This window comes from Allobosea sp. GW823-FHT01F03 (genome assembly GCF_058798075.1).
In genome coordinates, this window is sequence record NZ_CM179505.1 from 1,306,424 (window position 1) to 1,322,560 (window position 16,137).

Here is a 16,137-nt window from a genome sequence, read left to right on the forward strand (position 1 = left end):
TTCTCTTCGTCAGAAAGGGGCAGGGGCGGCGGAGAGCCTGCAGCGCATCGCGGTTTCGCTCAGAGCAGGCGGGCTCTCGCCTGCTCGTATTCGTTCTTCAGGCGGGCGATCACCTCGGCCACGGGCGGGGCGTCGTCGATCAGGCCGACGCCCTGGCCGGAGCCCCAGATATCGCGCCAGGCTTTGGCCGAGCCGGAGCCGAAGCTCATCTTGCTCTTGTCGGCATGGGGCAGGTCGTCGGGGTCCAGCCCCTGAGCCGCGATGCTCGGCTTGAGGTAGTTTCCGGGCACGCCGGTGAAATAGGGGGTGTAGACGATGTCGGCGGCCGAGGCGCCGACGATCATCTCCTTGTAGCCCTCGGCGGCGTTCGCCTCCCGGGTCGCGATGAAGCGGGTGCCGATATAGGCGAGGTCCGCCCCCGTCGCCTGCGCCGCCAGGATGGCGTCGCCGCTGGCGATCGCGCCCGACAGGATGATCGGCCCGTCATAGAAGCGCCGGACCTCGCCGACGAGCGCGAAGGGCGAAAGCGTACCGGCATGACCGCCGGCGCCGGCGCAGACCAGGATCAGCCCGTCGACGCCGGCCTCCAGCGCTTTTTCCGCATGGCGGATCGTGGTCACGTCATGGAAGACGAGGCCACCATAGGAATGTACCGCCTTGACCACGGCATCGGGCGCTCGCAGCGAGGTGATGACGATCGGCACCTGATGGCGGACGCAGGCTTCCATGTCGTGCTGGAGCCGGTCGTTCGAGGCGTGGACGATTTGGTTGACGGCGAAGGGCGCGATCTTGCGGGCGGGGTCGGCCGCCTTGGCGGCGGCGAGCTCGGCCTTGATGCGCGTCAGCCAGATGTCGAGCTGGTCGGCCGGGCGGGCGTTCAGTGCCGGGAACGAGCCGACCACGCCATTGAGGCATTGCGCGATCACCAGCTCCGGGCCGGAGACGATGAACATCGGCGAGCCGATCACCGGAAGCGAGAGCGATTGCGCGAGGCCAGGCGGGAGGGACATGCGGGCGGCTCTTGGGCAGGCGTTGCAGTGGGTCGACTGGGGCCGACGATGTTCGAGCGGTCGCGGGCGGTCAAGCGTTGCCGGCAATAATTCTGCGATGCAGAATGTGCCATGGCCCTGCGACCTGGCTCGATGATCGGCGCTTGACAATGCCGTGCGCTGCCGCTCCCTAGCTGGGCCGTTTGTGCAAGAATATTCCGCTTTGCGGAATTGAGGCCGAGACCGAGGAGCCAGCCGATGCAGACCGTCCGGATCGCCCGCCAAGGTTCCGTCGCGGTGGCGACCATCGACAATCCGCCGGTCAATGCGCTCGGCGCGGCCCTGCGCCGCGATCTCGCCGCGGCGGTGACCGAGGTCATGGCCGACCCAGAGGTCGAGGCGCTGGTCATCGCCGCTGCGGGCAAGGCCTTCATCGCCGGCGCCGATATCAGCGAATTCGGCAAGCCCTTGGCCCAGCCGATCCTGCCCGAGGTGATCGCCCTGATCGAGGATGCGCGAAAGCCGGTGGTTGCGGCGATCCAGGGCGTCGCTCTTGGCGGCGGGCTCGAGGTCGTGCTCGCCTGCCATGGCCGGGTCGCGCTGACGGTCGCGAAGCTCGGCCTGCCCGAGATCAAGCTCGGCATCATTCCCGGCGCCGGCGGCACGCAGCGCCTGCCGCGCCTGATCGGTGCCGCCAAGGCCTTTCCGATGATGCTGTCGGGCGAGCCGATCGCGGCGCAGAAGGCGCTCGATCTCGGCCTCGTCGACCGGGTGGTCGAGGGAGATCTCGTCGCGGCGGCCGTAGGCTTGGCGCAGGAGCTCGCCGCGAAGGGCAGGCCGCGCAAGACCGGTGAGATCGCCGAAAAGCTGACGCAGGCCGATCGCGAGGCTTTCGAGGCGCTGGCCAAGGACGCGACCGTGAAATCGGGCGACATGCCGAACACGATGGCGCTGATCGAGGCGGTGCGCGGCGCCGTCACCTTGCCGCTGGCCGAGGGCCTCGCCAATGAACGGGCTCTGTTCGCCAGACTCGTCGTCGACGAGCGCTCCAAGGCGCTGCGCCATGCCTTCTTCGCCGAGCGCGAGGCGGCGAAGGTCCCGGGCATCGACGACAGCGTCAAGCCGCGCCCGATCGCGCGCGCCGCGGTGATCGGCGCCGGCACCATGGGCGGCGGCATCGCCATGTGCTTCGCCAATGCCGGTATCCCGGTGACGCTGATCGAGACCTCGCAGGAGCAGGTGGAGAAGGGCCATGCCCGCATCCGCGACACCTATGGCTTCTCGGTGAAGCGCGGCTCGATGACCGAGGCCACGCGCGAGCAGCGCATGGCATTGATCACGCCGGCGGTCGGGATCGCCGCCGCCGCGGAAGCGGACATCGTGATCGAGGCGGCCTTCGAGGAGATGAGCGTCAAGCGCGAGATCTTCGGTGCGCTCGACAAGGTCGCGAAGCCGGGTGCGGTCCTCGCCAGCAACACCTCCTATCTCGACCTGACCGAGATCGCCGCGGCGACGACGCGCCCGGCCGATGTGCTCGGCATGCACTTCTTCAGCCCGGCCAATGTGATGAAGCTGCTCGAGATCGTGCGGCCGGAAGGCGTCGCCGCCGATGTCGTGGCGACCGCGATCGCGCTCGGGCGCCGGCTCGGCAAGGTGCCGGTCGTGGTCGGCAACTGCTTCGGCTTCGTCGGCAACCGCATGCTGGAGCAGCGCACCCGCGCCGCCGAGCGGCTGCTCGTCGCCGGCGCCCTGCCGCACGAGGTCGATGCGGCGCTGACCGGGTTCGGCTTCAAGATGGGGCCGTTCGCGATGTCCGACCTCGCCGGCAACGATATCGGCTGGCGCAGCCGGAAATCGCGCGGCAAGACGGCGGCCGTGGCGGATGCGATCTGCGAGCGCGGCTGGTTCGGCCAGAAGACCGGTCGCGGCTATTACCTCTATCCGGAAGGCGCCCGCGCCGGGCAGCGCGACCCGGAGGTCGAGGCGCTGATCGCCGATGTCTCGGCGAAGGAGGGCGTCGCCCGCCGCAGCTTCACCAGGGAGGACATCCTGGCGCGCCTGCTCGACCCGATGGTCAACGAGGGCGCACGCATTCTGGAAGAAGGCATCGCGACGCGCTCCGGCGACATCGATATCGTCTGGCTCACCGGCTACAACTGGCCGGGATGGCGTGGCGGGCCGATGCACTGGGCCGAGGCCGTCGGCCTCGACGTGATCGTCCGGCGGCTGGAGGAGCAGGCAGCCGAAAGCGGCGATGCTTCGCTCCAGCCGGCGCCGCTGCTGCGCCGGCTCGCCGCCGAGGGCAAGGGCTTTGCGGCGCTGAAGGCGGCCTAGGAGGCAGAGCAGCCGGCCGTTCGGCAGAGTCAGATCAGATCACCGATAGAGGACACCCCAGCTCCATGACCGAAGCCGTCATCGTCTCGACCGCCCGCACGCCGATCGGCAAGGCCCATCGCGGCGCCTTCAACCAGGTGCGGGGCGCCGACATGGCTGCCCATGCGATCCGTCACGCCATGGCGCGGGCAAAACTCGAGCCGGAGGCGGTCGAGGAGGTCGTGATGGGCTGCGGCTATCCGGAGGCCGCAACGGGCCTGAACGTCGCGCGCCATGCCGCGCTGGTCGCCGGGATCCCGGTGCAGTCGGCCGGCGTCACGGTCAGCCGCTTCTGCGCCTCCGGGCTGGAGGCGATTGCCCATGCGGCGCGGCGCGTCGTGATGGACGGCGTGCCGGTCGCGGTCGGCGGCGGCGTCGAGTCGATCTCGCTGGTGCAGCCGGTGACGCGGCGCGATCTCGCCATGAACGACTGGCTCATCGCCAACAAGCCCTCGATCTACACGACGATGATCGAGACGGCCGATAATGTCGCGCAGCGTTACGGCATTTCGCGCGAGGCGCAGGACGCCTTTTCGCTGGAAAGCCAGCGCCGCACCGCCGCGGCGCAGCAGCGCAGGCTCTTCGACGACGAGATCGTGCCGATGAGCGCGGTGATGGCGGTGACCGACAAGGCGACCGGCGAGGTCCGCCAGGAGGAGGTGACGCTGGCCAAGGACGAGGGCAACCGGCCGGACACGACGCTGGAAGCGCTCGCCAAGCTGAAGCCGGTGCGCGGCGAGGACCAGTTCATCACCGCCGGCAATGCCAGCCAGCTCTCGGATGGCGCCTCGGCCAGTGTGGTGATGTCGGCGCAGGAAGCGAAGCGTCGCGGGCTGGAACCGCTCGGCATCTTCCGGGGCTTCGCCGCTGCCGGCTGCGAGCCTGACGAGATGGGCATCGGCCCGGTCTTCGCGGTGCCGCGTCTGCTCGAACGCAACGGTCTCAAGGTCTCCGACATCGATCTCTGGGAGCTGAACGAGGCCTTCGCCTCGCAGTCGCTCTATTGCCGCGACCAGCTCGGCATCGATCCTGAGAAGGTCAACGTCAATGGCGGGGCGATCGCGATCGGCCACCCCTTCGGTATGAGTGGGGCGCGCCTTGTCGGCCATGCGCTGCTGGAAGGCCGCCGGCGCAAGGCGCGCTATGCGGTCGTCACCATGTGCGTCGCCGGCGGCATGGGCTGCGCCGGGCTGTTCGAGATCAATTCGTAAGCGAGCGTCATGGTCGGACCTGACCCGGCCACCTCGGAAATCAGCATTTGCGTCAGGAGATTCTCGGATCCGCGCTTTGCTTCGCCCGAGAATGACGGGAGGTACCCATGGACCTGCGCTTCACCCCCGAGGAACTGGCCTTCCGCGACGAGGTGCGCCAGTTCTTCCGACATGAGATCCCGGCCGAGATCCGGCGCAAGGTTTCGGAAGGGCGGGGGCTGGCGCGGGAGGACTATGTCACCTCGCAGCGGATCATGAACACCAAGGGCTGGGCGGTGCCGCACTGGCCGAGGGAATGGGGCGGGCAGGGCTGGACGGCGATCCAGCGCTACATCTTCACCGAGGAGATGCTGCTCGCCGCCGTGCCGCTGCCGCAGCAGTTCAACTGCTACATGGTCGGGCCGGTGATCGCCGCCTTCGGCTCGCAGGCGCAGAAGGAGCGCCACCTCGCCCGCATCGCCAATCTCGACGACTGGTGGTGCCAGGGCTTTTCCGAGCCCGGCGCCGGCTCCGATCTCGCCTCGCTCAAGACCAGAGCGGTGCGCGAAGGCGACCATTACATCGTCGACGGGCAGAAGACCTGGACGACGCTCGGCCAGCATGCCGACTGGATCTTCTGCCTGGTCAGAACCGACCCGGCGGCGAAGAAGCAGGCCGGCATCTCCTTCCTGCTGATCGACATGAAGACGCCGGGCATCAGCTTGCGGCCGATCATCACGCTGGAAGGCCGGCACGAGGTCAACGAGGTCTTCTTCGACAAGGTCAGGGTGCCCGCCGAGAACCTCGTCGGCGAGGAGAACAAGGGCTGGGACTATGCCAAGTTCCTGCTCGCCAATGAGCGCACGGGCATTGCCCGTATCGGCCTCTCCAAGGAGCGCATGGCAAGGATCAAGCGTCTCGCGCAGGAGATGCCGGCGGGTGAGGGCATGATGTGGGATGATCGCGACTTCCGCGAGCGCTTCGCCGACGTCGAGATCGAACTGAAGGCGCTGGAGATCACCCAGATGCGGGTCGTCGCGGCCCAGGCGCGCGATCCCGGCAGGCCGGACCCGGCCTCCTCGATCCTCAAGATCAAGGGCTCGCAACTGCAGCAGGCGACGACGGAACTCCTGCTCGAAGTCGCCGGCCCCTTCGCGCTGGCGGCGCCGGAACGCGGCGCCGAGCCGACCAATGACTGGCCCTTCGACCATGACTGGGCCGATGCGGCCGCCGCGAGCTATTTCAACAACCGCAAGGTCTCGATCTATGGCGGCTCGAACGAGATCCAGAAGAACATCATCGCCAAGGCGGTGCTGGGCTTGTGAAGCCACCATGCCTCAGCCCTCATCCTGAGGAGCGGGCTTAGCCCGCGTCTCGAAGGATGTTCCAGTGTTCTCTGGAGGCATCCTTCGAGACGCCGCCACGCGGCTCCTCAGAATGAGGGCTGGTGATTCCGGCCGTTGACAGGAAACCGCCATGGATTTCGACCTCTCTCCCGAACAGGCGCAGCTCAAGGACGGCGTCGAGCGGCTGATCGCGGCGAGTTACCCTTCGCTGGAGACGCGCCAGAAGCTCGCCCGCGAGCCGCTCGGCTTCTCCGAGCGGGGCTGGGCGCAATTCGCCGAGATGGGCCTTCTGGGGATTCCGTTCAGCGAGGCCGAGGGCGGTTTCGGCGGCGGGCCGGTCGAGACGCTGGTGGTGATGGAGGCGCTCGGCAAGGGGCTGGCGCTGGAGCCTTACCTTGCGAGCGTGGTGCTCGGCGGTGGCGCCCTGCGGCTCGCCGGTTCGGCCGAGCAGCAGCAGCGGCTGATCCCTGCCGTGGTCGACGGTTCGCTGCGGCTCGCGCTCGCCCAGACCGAGAAACAGGCGCGCTACGATCTCAACGACATCGCCATGACGGCACGCAAGGTCGAGGGCGGCTATGTGCTGGATGGCGCCAAGAGCGTCGTGCTCAGTGGCGACAGTGCCGGGCTCCTGGTGGTCAGCGCTCGCACCTCCGGTGTGCGCCGTGATGCCGAAGGGATCAGTCTCTTCCTGGTGCCGGCCGATGCGCCGGGCCTGCGGATCACGGGCTATCCGACGCAGGATGGCGGGCGGGCGGCCGAGATCGGCTTTGCCGGGGTGCGGGTCGCCGATGCGGATCTGCTGGGGGAGGAGGGCAAGGGGCTGCCCGTGCTGCAGCGCCTCTCCGAACATGCGATCGCGGCGCTTGCCGCGGAGGCGGTCGGCGCGATGGCGGCGCTGCACGCCCTGACCGTCGACTATCTCAAGACCCGCACGCAGTTCGGCATGCCGATCGGCAATTTCCAGGTTCTGCAGCACCGGGCCGTCGACATGCTGATCGCGCTCGAACAGGCGCGGTCCATGGCCTTCTATGCCGCGATGATGGTCGAGCATCCCGAGGCGCAAGAGCGCGCCGCGGCGCTGTCGGCGGCCAAGGTCCAGATCAACCGCTCCTGCCGCCTCGTCGGGCAGGAGGCGGTGCAGCTTCATGGCGGTATCGGCATGACCATGGAGTATATCGGCGCCCACTACTTCAAGCGCCTGACCATGATCGAGAGCCTGTTCGGCGACACGCCGCACCATCTGCGCCGGGTCGCGGCGGCTGACGGGCTGGTGGCCTGAGCCGGTCTCAGCGCCCCTCGGCAGCAAAGCCGAGCGGGATCGCGCTGGTCGATTTCAGCTCCTCCATCGCGAACATCGAGGTGACGTCGCTGAGGTCGATGCGCGAGATCAGCTTCTTGTAGAGCGCGTCATAGGCGGCGATGTCGGAGACATAGGCCTTGAGCAGATAGTCGATCTCGCCGCTCATCCGGTAGAAATCGACGATTTCCGGCAGGTCATGCACCGCCGTGTGGAAGCGCTCCAGCCATTCCATCGAATGGCGGGAGGTCTTGACCGCGATGAAGACGGTGACGCCGGCGCTGAGCTTGTCGCGGTCGAGCAGCGCGACCCGGCGCCTGATATAGCCGGCGGCTTCGAGCTTCTGGATGCGCCGCCAGCAGGGCGTCGAGGAAAGCCCCACGGCTTCGGCGATGTCGGCCAGCGGCAGGCTCGCATCCGCCTGCAGCAGCGCAAGGATGCGCAGATCGAAGCTGTCGAGCTTGGCCAAGGGGATTCTCCGAGGCTGGAATGAAAAGTGTCTGAAATTACCTGTGTGAGAATCTGATGCTCGTTGCAATTTGATTATTGGCATCAGTTTTTAATTTTCATGGATTTTGGCGTCAGGTAGCAAATCCTTCCCCGCAAGCCCGACCTATCATCACCCGGTGTTCGAGACGGGGAGATCAGGGCATGCAGGGGTACCTCAGCGAGGAGCGGCGCGGGGCGGTGCTACGCGATCTGCGGACCCAAGAGGGCACCTGTTCGCGCGACTATCTGGCGGCGGCGCGCAATGTCCTGCGCGAGCTCGTCGCCATTCCCGATCTGGTCCAGCGCCTGCCGCTGCTGCGCAAGCAAGGCGGCTATGCCCGCAATCTCCTCGCCGGCAACGATGCCGTTAGCGTCTGGGCGATGGTCTGGGCCGAGGGCGCGACGACCTCGATCCATGATCATCACTGTTCCTGCTGCTTCGGCGTCGTCTCCGGCACGGTGTCGGAAACCTGGTATCGCGCCGTCGACGCGGCCCGTGCGGTGCCGACCGAGGAACATGACCGGCAGGCCGGCTATGTCGCCTGCATGCTGCCGACCGGCCCGAACATCCACCGCATGCAGAATCGCGGGCCGGGCGAGGCGATCTCGATCCACATCTATGGCTTCGATCACGAGGCCCATGCCTCTTCGATCGAAACCGAGTACACCGCCGTCGCGGGCTGAAGAGGCGCCGGCGCGGCGGTTCAGTCCAGCCAGCTCGTAAAGCCTTCGACCGGTTCGCGCTCCGGCACCAGCCGGTTGGCCGGGGCCTCGGGGTCGGCCTTGCCCAGCGCGATGCCGCAGACCACGACCTCGCTCTCGGGGATCGCGAGCTCGCGCCGCACCACCGGGTGGAAGCGCGCGAAGATCGCCTGCGGGCAGGAATCGAGGCCGTGGGCCTGGGCCGCGATCAGGAAGGTCTGCACGAACATGCCGAGATCGAGCCAGGAGCCGATCTCCAGGTCACGGTCGATCGTCACCATCAGCGCCACAGGCGCGCCGAAGAAGCGCAGATTGGCCTTTGTCTGGCGCTTCATGCCTTCATGGTCGCCGCGGACCACGCCGAGCAGCGAGTAGAGGTCCCAGCCGACCTTGCGGCGGCGCGTGAGATAGGGCTCGCGGAAAGTCTGCGGGTAATAGCGGTATTCTTCCTCGATCGGCAGATCGGGGGAATCCAGCGCCGCGATCAGCCCCTGTTCCAGCCGGGCGCGCGATTGCGAGCCGAGTACGCGCACACGCCAGGGCTGCATATTGGTGCCGCTCGGCGAGCAGGCCGCAAGCTCGAGCAGGCGACGGACCAGCGTCGGATCGACCGGATCGGGCAGGAAGGCGCGGATGGCGCGGCGGCTCTCGATGGCGTGCTCGACGGTCGCAGCGTCGGTCATCAGTGGCTCCATCCACAGCGCATCTTTGAGGCGCGGTCCTGATCCTGAGGAGGCCTGCAAGGCCGTCTCGAAGGATGCTCCAGTTGGCTCCTCATCACACAGGAGCATCCTTCGAGACGCCGCTGACGCGGCTGCTCAGGATGAGGCGTTGCGAGGAGCAACCTTCCGGTAACCTCAGCCCGCTTTGCGGGCTGCGACGAAGTCTTCGTGCTCGTGCAGGAGATCGCCGGCCAGCGCCTTGGCGATCAGCTTGCGGGTGTTCTCGAGCCCGTAGATCGCCGCGAAGGAGCCGAAGCGCGGGCCCTGCTCCTCGCCGAACAGCACCTGATAGATCGCCTTCCACCATTCGCCGGTGACGGCGGGGCGCTCGGGCGTCGCGCTCTTGGCCTGGAAGTTCTGGTAGCGCGGGATGGCGCGGGCGATGTCCAGGGCGGTGTCCTGCACGGTCTCGGCGGAAGCCCCGTCCGGCAGGGCTGCGAGCGCGTCGGCCAGTGCCGAAAAGGCCTGGCGCTCGACATCGTCAGGCAGACGGTAGTGCTTCGCCGGCTTAACGAAGTCGCGGAAATAGGCGATGGCGTAGCCGACGAGCGCATCGAGGCGCGGATGGGTCTGCGCCGAGACATCCGGCGCATAGCGCTGCAGGAAGGCCCAGAGCACCGCCTTGTCCTCGGAGTTGGCGACGGCGACGAGGTTGAGCAACAGGCCGAAGGTGATCTGCGTGCGGGTCGCGTTCTCGCCGGTTCCGGCCTGCGCCACCAGCTCGGGCGCGGGCGGATTGCCGGCATGGATGTGCCAGGCCGGGTTGCCGAGCCGGTTCTTCCAGTCCTGGCGCTCATAACCGCCGAGGAACTGCAGATATTCGTCGACCGCCCGTGGGATCACGTCGAAATGCAGCTTCTTGGCCTCGCGCGGCCGCGCATACATGAACAGCGCCAGGCTTTCCGGCGAGCCGTAAGCGAGCCATTCCTCGATGGTCAGGCCGTTGCCCTTCGACTTCGAGATCTTCTGGCCCTGCTCGTCCAGAAAGAGCTCGTAGTTGAAGCCTTCCGGCGGCGTGCCGTCGAGGGCGCGGGCGATCTGCGAGGAGACCTTGACGGAGTCGATCAGGTCCTTGCCGGCCATCTCGTAGTCGACGCCGAGCGCGACCCAGCGCATCGCCCAGTCCGGCTTCCATTGCAGCTTGGCATGGCCGCCGGTGACCGGGGTAGTGAAGCGCTCGCCGGTCGCGGGGTCGCTCCAGGTGATGGTGCCGGCTTCGACGTCGCGCGCCTCGATGGGCACCTGCATGACGATCCGGGTCTTCGGGTGGATCGGCAGGAAGGGCGAATAGGTCGCGGCGCGCTCCTCGCGCAGCGTCGCCAGCATGATCGCCATGATCTTGTCGAAGCGGGCGAGCATCTTCAACAGGGTCGCGTCGAACTCGCCGGCGCGATAGGCGTCGGTCGAGGACTTGAACTCGTAGTCGAAGCCGAACTGGTCGAGGAAGGCGCAGAGCCGGGCATTATTGTGCCGGCCGAAGGAGTCATGCGTGCCGAAGGGATCGGGCACCTCGGTCAGCGGCTTGCCGAGATGCTGCGCCAGCAGCTCCTTGTTCGGGACGTTGTCGGGAACCTTGCGCAGGCCGTCCATATCGTCCGAGAAGGCGATCAGCCTTGTCGGGATGGCGTCGTCGGTCAGCACGCGAAAGGCGTGGCGGACCATGGAGGTGCGCGCGACCTCGCCGAAGGTGCCGATATGCGGCAGGCCCGACGGGCCGTAGCCGGTCTCGAACAGAACCTCCTTCTTGCCCGATTTCTGCAGCCGCGCGACGAGCTTCTTCGCTTCCTCGAACGGCCAGGCGGCCGAGACGCGGGCGGCTTCGATCAGCGCGGGTTCGAAAACGGACATTTGGCCTGGGATCCTCGCAAATGCGGCAGGGGAGCGGGCGGTTTCGCAGATATGCGTGGGCGGCGTCAATGCGCTGTCGCGCCTCGCCAGCCCCCGCAAGGACGCCTTGCCGGAGCTGGGCAGGGGTATAGGCTGTGGCCGCCCATGCCTGAAAGGATGCTGCGTTGGACCGCGATCTGCACGACGAACTCACCGCCTGGCGCCAGCATCTGCACGCCAATCCGGAATTGTCGATGCAGGAGGAGAAGACCAGCGCCTTCATCCAGGAGAAGCTTCGGGAACTCGGCGTGCCCTTCACCGCCAATATCGGCGGTCATGGCGTGGTCGCGACGCTGAAGCGCGGCAACTCGGATCGCAGCGTCGGCCTGCGCGCCGATATCGACGCCTTGCCGATCAAGGAGGCGAACGCAGTCCCCTATGCGTCGCAGCGTAGCGGGGTGATGCATGCCTGCGGCCATGACGGCCACACCGTGTCGCTGCTCGGTGCGGCAGCATTGCTGCTGCGCGACGAGAGCTGGAGCGGCACGGTCCAGCTGATCTTCCAACCCTCCGAGGAGAACGGCGCCGGCGCGAGGGCGATGATCGCCGACGGGCTGTTGGAGCGCTTCCCGATGGAGCGTGTCTTCGGGTTCCATAACTGGCCGGGGCTGGAAGCCGGCACGGTGCAGGTTCATCGCGGGCCGGTGATGGCCGATCCCGGACGGTTCGAGATCACCTTGCACGGCACGGCCGGGCATGGCGCCAAGCCCGACCTGACCCGCGACCCGATCGTCGCCGCCGGCCATCTGATCGTCGCCTTGCAGACCATCGTCTCCCGCAATGTCGAGCCGATCGACAGTGCCGTCGTCTCGGTCGGGGCGATCCATGGCGGCACGGCGCCTAACCAGATTCCGGACAGCGTCACGCTCTCGGGGACGTTCCGCACCTATCGGCTGTCGGTGCGCGAGCGCGTGATGGACCGGATCAGGCAGATCAGCGAGGGCATCGCCGAGACCTTCGAGATGCGGGCGCAGGTGCTGCTCACCGCGATGGGGGCGCCGACCGTCAACAGCGAGATCGAGGAGGAGCTCGCGGTTTCGGCCGCCAGGAGCCTCGGCCTCGCGGTCAGGCGCGACCTGCCGCCGAGCACGGCCTCGGAGGATTTTCCGATGCTGACGCGGGATCGGCCGGGCGCCTATGTCTGGATCGGCAACGGTCCGGCGCGGGATGGCGGCGAACTGCACAATGAGCGCTATGATTTCAACGACGCGATCCTGCCGGCGACGGCGGGCTGGATGGCGGCGGTGGCCCGCCAGGCACTTGAGGGCGCGCTGAGCAACACCTCGCCGGGCTGATCAGTAGGGGCTCACCGGGAAGAAGCGGATGAACAGGCGGGCATAGGTGCCGTCGTCCCAGAGCGATTGCAGCGCATAGTCGATGGCGCGCTTCAACGGCAGCTCGTCCTTGCGCAGGAGGAAGCTGACGCCTTCGCCGAAATAGCGCGACTCCAGATAGGGGCCGCCGGCGAAGGCGAGTTCGTTGCCGCCGCGGCCGGCGAGGGCCAGCGCCAGGGCGAAGCCGTCGCCGAAGACATATTCCGCGTCGCCGCTGCGCAGCAGGGTCAATGCCGCCAGCATGTCGGAAACCTCGCGGCGCTGGACGAAGGGAGCGACGCGCTCGAGGAAGGCCTGGTGGGCCGTGCCTGCGATCACGGCGACGCGCTTGCCCTGCAGAGCGGCGAGATCGAGATCCGCGCGCGCATTGCCGCGCGTCGTGACGAAACGGGCCGGCGAGCGATGATAGAGATGGCTCGCCGCAAAGCGCTCGCGCAGCTCGCGGGTGATCGGGATCGCCGCGGCGAGCACGTCGCCGCGGCCCTCGGCGAGCGAGTCGAGCAGGGTGTCGAAGCGCCGCGCCTGGATCGTGCAGCTCATGGCCAGCTTCTCGCAGACGGCGCGGGCGAGCTCGACCGAGAAGCCGGTGACGCCGCCCTCCGGCGTCGCGAAATGCATCGGTGGGAAGTCGTCGTCCGTCAGGAAGCGGATGACCCGCGGCGGGCCGGGATCGGGCCGCTCGAGCCGGACATTCGGATCCCAGAAATTCGGCACGACATAATTTGGTGCCGGCTGCGCCTGGGCTATCGCCCCGCCCGCGGGCAGGAGCAGCAGGGCGGCAAGGGCGCTGCCGGCGAAGGTTTTGGTGATGCGGGCGATCATCGCCCGCATCTGGCGCCAGGCCGGGGCGGGGATCAAGGGGGCAGAGGCTCGTCATAATGGCGCGGGATCCCCTCTCCTGGAAGGAGAGGGGTAGGGGTGAGGTGTTCGGGAGAGGAAACACTCGCAGCTACGCGGCCGCGGGCTGCGCTCATGCAACTGGTCTTGCCGCCAACATCTCACCCTGCCCTCTCCTTACAGGAGAGGGTTCCCAGCGCTTGGTTCGGCAGTGTCCTACCCTCACCCCAACGTCGCCGCCGTCGCCTTCGCGCCCTTCTGGAACAGGTTGCCGAGATGCCCCGCCACGGCCTGCGTGAAGCGATCCTCGCGCGGCAGGTCGTCGCCGAAGATCGCGCCGAGGCCGAACAGGGCTTCGCTCAGTGCCGCGGTATTGCGGCCGGCCGCCTTGGCGCGCGTCGCGAACTCGGCGGCGAGCGGGTCGCGCACGTCGATCGCGGCGCCCTTCTCGTCGGTGCCGGCGACATAGGCCATCCAGGCGGCGACGCCGAGCGCGAGGTGATCGATCGGCGCACCGGCCTTCAAGCGCTCGCGGATGGTGCCGAGCAGGCGCTGCGGCAGCTTCTGCGAGCCGTCCATGGCGATCTGCCAGGTGCGGTGACGGATCGCCGGATTCTGGAAGCGGGCGAGCAGGTCGCCGGCATATGTCTTGAGGTCGACGCCCTGCGGGGCCGGCACGGTCGGGATGATCTCGTCCCAGAGGCCTTGCAGGAAGCGCGCGAAGACCGGATCGCCGCTGGCATCGGCGACCGTCTCATGGCCGGCGAGATAGCCGAGATAGGCGAGGCTCGAATGGGCGCCATTGAGCATGCGCAGCTTCATGAACTCGAAGGGCGCGACCTCGGAAACCATCTGGGCACCGACCGCGTCCCAGCGCGGCCTTCCGGCGACGAAGCGGTCCTCGATCGCCCATTGCCGGAAGGGCTCGCCGATCACCGGGGCGGCATCATCCTGACCGAGGAGGCGCGCCACCTCGGCGATATCGGCCTCGGTGGTCGCCGGCACGATCCGGTCGACCATGGTCGAGGGAAAGGCGCCATTGGCCTCGATCCAGGCCGCGAGCTTGTCGTCGCGCAGCGCGGCGAAATCGCGGACGAGGCCGGCCAGGACATGGCCGTTGGAGGGGAGATTGTCGCAGCAGAGCGCGGTGAACGGGCCAAGGCCGGCGGCCTTGCGGGCGGCGAGGCCGGCGACGATCAGGCCGATGGCCGAGCGCGGCGCGCCGGGATCGGCGAGGTCGTGGACGATGTCAGGATGGTCGGCCCTGAGCCTGCCGGTTGCCGGATCGTGGCAATAGCCCTTCTCGGTAACGGTGAGCGAGACGATTCTGGTCTCCGGCGCGGCGAGCTTCGCCACCAGCGTCTGCGGGCTCTCGGGCGCGACCAGGACGTCGAGGACCGAGCCGATGACGCGCAGCTCAGGCCCGGCAGGGGCCCGCTTCAGGAAGGTGTAGAGCCCGTCCTGGGGTTTCAGCCGGTCGCGCTGGTCGGGCCTTTGCAGGCTGGCGCCGGTGATGCCCCAGGCGCCGAATTCGGTCTCCAGCGCATCGTCGGTGAATTCGCAGAGATGGGCACGGGCGAAGGCGCCGAGCCCGAGATGGACGATGCCGGGCGTGAGCGCAGCGCGATCATAGCCGGGCCGCCGGACGGTGGCAGGCAGGGCGGCGAGCGTGGCGGAAGACAGGCGGGTCAATGGAACAGCCTCGGCAGCCAGAGGGAGAAGCCCGGCACATAGGTCACGAGCAGGAGTACGGCAACCGAGGCGCCGTAGAAGGGCCAGATCGTGCGCATGGATTCGCCGATCGAGATGCGCCCGATGGCGCAGGCGACGAATTGCACCGAGCCGACTGGCGGAGTGTTCAAGCCGATGCCGGCGTTGAGAATCAGGATCACGCCGAAATGGATCGGGTCGACGCCGAAGGCCTTGACCACCGGCAGGAAGATCGGCGTGCAGATGATGATCATCGGCGCCATGTCCATGAAGGTGCCGAGCACCAGCAGGATGATGTTGATCATCAGCAGGATGGTGAGCGGGTTGTCCGAGACCGCCTTCATCGCCGCGATCGTCGCCTGTGGCACCTGCAGGAAGGCCATCAGCCAGCCGAAGGAGCCGGCGGCGCCGATGACCAGGAGCACCATTGCCGTGGTGCGGACGGCGCCGAGCGTTGCTTCGACGAAGGCGGTCCAGGTCAGTTGCCGATAAACCAGGATGGTGACGAGGATGGCGTAGACCACCGCGACGCAGGAGGATTCCGTCGCGGTGAAGACGCCGGAGCGGACGCCGCCGAAGATGATGCCGATCAGGAGGATGCCGGGCGTGGCGACGACGACATAGCGGCCGACAGCGGCGAAGCCCGGAAAGGCCTCGCGCGGATAGCCGCGCCTCACCGCCACAGCCCAGGCCGCGACCATCAGCGCGCTGCAGAGCATCAGGCCGGGCACGATGCCGGCGGTGAAGAGGTCGGCGATCGAGAGATTGCCACCCGCCGCCAGCGAATAGATGATCATGTTGTGCGAAGGCGGGATCAGGAGCGCGATGATCGCCGCGTTGGCGGTGACGTTGACGGCGTAGTCGGCATCGTAGCCGCGCTTCTTCATCTGCGGGATCATCAGCCCGCCGACCGCCGAGGCGTCGGCGACGGCCGAGCCGGAAATGCCGCCGAAGAGCGTGCAGGTCACGACATTGACCTGGCCGAGGCCGCCGCGCAGGTGGCCGACCAGGCTCGCCGCCATCTGGATCAGGCGCTCGGCGATGCCGCCGCGGATCATCAGATCGCCGGCATAGATGAAGAACGGGATCGCCATCATGGCGAAGGCGTTCATGCCGGAATTCATCTGCTGGAAGACGACGACCGGCGGCAGGCCCATATAGACGACGGTCGCGACCGAGGCGATGCCGAGGCAGAAGGCGACGGGCACGCCGATCAGCAGCAGCAGCGAGAAGGAGCCGAACAGAACCCAGAGTTCCATGG

13 protein-coding genes are annotated in these 16,137 nt (G+C 67.7%); 6 read left to right on the forward strand and 7 right to left on the reverse strand.

Translation table 11 applies throughout. From position 1 onward, the window contains the following. Positions 1–59 precede the first annotated feature (59 nt). Positions 60–1,010, reverse strand: coding sequence for an NAD(P)H-dependent flavin oxidoreductase (locus AC3RCC_RS06065; RefSeq protein ID WP_492257908.1), 951 nt, complete (start codon positions 1,008–1,010; stop codon positions 60–62). Positions 1,011–1,247: 237 nt separating this feature from the next. On the opposite strand from AC3RCC_RS06065, the gene AC3RCC_RS06070 reads away from it, so the two are divergent. The 4 genes from AC3RCC_RS06070 to AC3RCC_RS06085 all read left to right on the forward strand — a co-directional run bounded on the left by AC3RCC_RS06070 (position 1,248) and on the right by AC3RCC_RS06085 (position 7,177). Then, entirely contained in the window at positions 1,248–3,323 is a 2,076-nt protein-coding gene (locus AC3RCC_RS06070; RefSeq protein WP_492257909.1) for a 3-hydroxyacyl-CoA dehydrogenase NAD-binding domain-containing protein, read from the forward strand. 65 nt (positions 3,324–3,388) lie between these two features. Next, entirely contained in the window at positions 3,389–4,573 is a 1,185-nt protein-coding gene (locus AC3RCC_RS06075) for an acetyl-CoA C-acyltransferase (protein WP_492257910.1), read from the forward strand. Positions 4,574–4,680: 107 nt separating this feature from the next. Continuing rightward, positions 4,681–5,877 (forward strand): acyl-CoA dehydrogenase family protein, encoded by a 1,197-nt coding sequence (locus tag AC3RCC_RS06080; protein ID WP_492257911.1) that lies wholly within the window; start codon positions 4,681–4,683, stop codon positions 5,875–5,877. Between the two features lie 151 nt (positions 5,878–6,028). Further along, entirely contained in the window at positions 6,029–7,177 is a 1,149-nt protein-coding gene (locus AC3RCC_RS06085) for an acyl-CoA dehydrogenase family protein (protein WP_492257912.1), read from the forward strand. A 7-nt stretch (positions 7,178–7,184) separates the two neighbouring features. Here AC3RCC_RS06085 and AC3RCC_RS06090 read toward each other — a convergent pair whose 3' ends face one another. Further along, positions 7,185–7,664 (reverse strand): Lrp/AsnC family transcriptional regulator, encoded by a 480-nt coding sequence (locus tag AC3RCC_RS06090; protein ID WP_066477611.1) that lies wholly within the window; start codon positions 7,662–7,664, stop codon positions 7,185–7,187. Between the two features lie 182 nt (positions 7,665–7,846). Between AC3RCC_RS06090 and AC3RCC_RS06095 the strand changes: the two genes are divergently transcribed. After that, positions 7,847–8,368 (forward strand): cysteine dioxygenase, encoded by a 522-nt coding sequence (locus AC3RCC_RS06095; protein WP_492257913.1) that lies wholly within the window; start codon positions 7,847–7,849, stop codon positions 8,366–8,368. A gap of 20 nt (positions 8,369–8,388) precedes the next feature. On the opposite strand, the gene AC3RCC_RS06100 is transcribed toward AC3RCC_RS06095, so the two are convergent. Further along, on the reverse strand, positions 8,389–9,069 hold the full coding sequence (locus AC3RCC_RS06100; protein ID WP_492257914.1) for a nitroreductase: 681 nt from the start codon (positions 9,067–9,069) through the stop codon (positions 8,389–8,391). 174 nt (positions 9,070–9,243) lie between these two features. After that, positions 9,244–10,956, reverse strand: a complete 1,713-nt coding sequence (locus tag AC3RCC_RS06105; RefSeq protein WP_492257915.1) for a lysine--tRNA ligase — start codon at positions 10,954–10,956, stop codon at positions 9,244–9,246. 164 nt (positions 10,957–11,120) lie between these two features. On the opposite strand from AC3RCC_RS06105, the gene AC3RCC_RS06110 reads away from it, so the two are divergent. Continuing rightward, positions 11,121–12,290 carry an amidohydrolase gene (locus AC3RCC_RS06110; RefSeq protein ID WP_492257916.1) on the forward strand — a complete coding sequence of 390 codons (1,170 nt, stop codon included), beginning with the start codon at positions 11,121–11,123 and terminating at the stop codon, positions 12,288–12,290. Here AC3RCC_RS06110 and AC3RCC_RS06115 read toward each other — a convergent pair whose 3' ends face one another. The 3 genes from AC3RCC_RS06115 to AC3RCC_RS06125 form a co-directional block, all read right to left on the reverse strand. Next, positions 12,291–13,187 carry a transporter substrate-binding domain-containing protein gene (locus tag AC3RCC_RS06115; RefSeq protein WP_291642063.1) on the reverse strand — a complete coding sequence of 299 codons (897 nt, stop codon included), beginning with the start codon at positions 13,185–13,187 and terminating at the stop codon, positions 12,291–12,293. Positions 13,188–13,388: 201 nt separating this feature from the next. Beyond that, positions 13,389–14,858: a mannitol dehydrogenase family protein gene (locus AC3RCC_RS06120; protein WP_492257917.1), complete on the reverse strand. Its 1,470-nt coding sequence runs from the start codon at positions 14,856–14,858 to the stop codon at positions 13,389–13,391. Further along, entirely contained in the window at positions 14,855–16,135 is a 1,281-nt protein-coding gene (locus AC3RCC_RS06125; protein ID WP_492257918.1) for a TRAP transporter large permease, read from the reverse strand. Before AC3RCC_RS06125 ends, AC3RCC_RS06120 begins: the two co-directional genes overlap by 4 nt. Positions 16,136–16,137 lie beyond the last annotated feature (2 nt).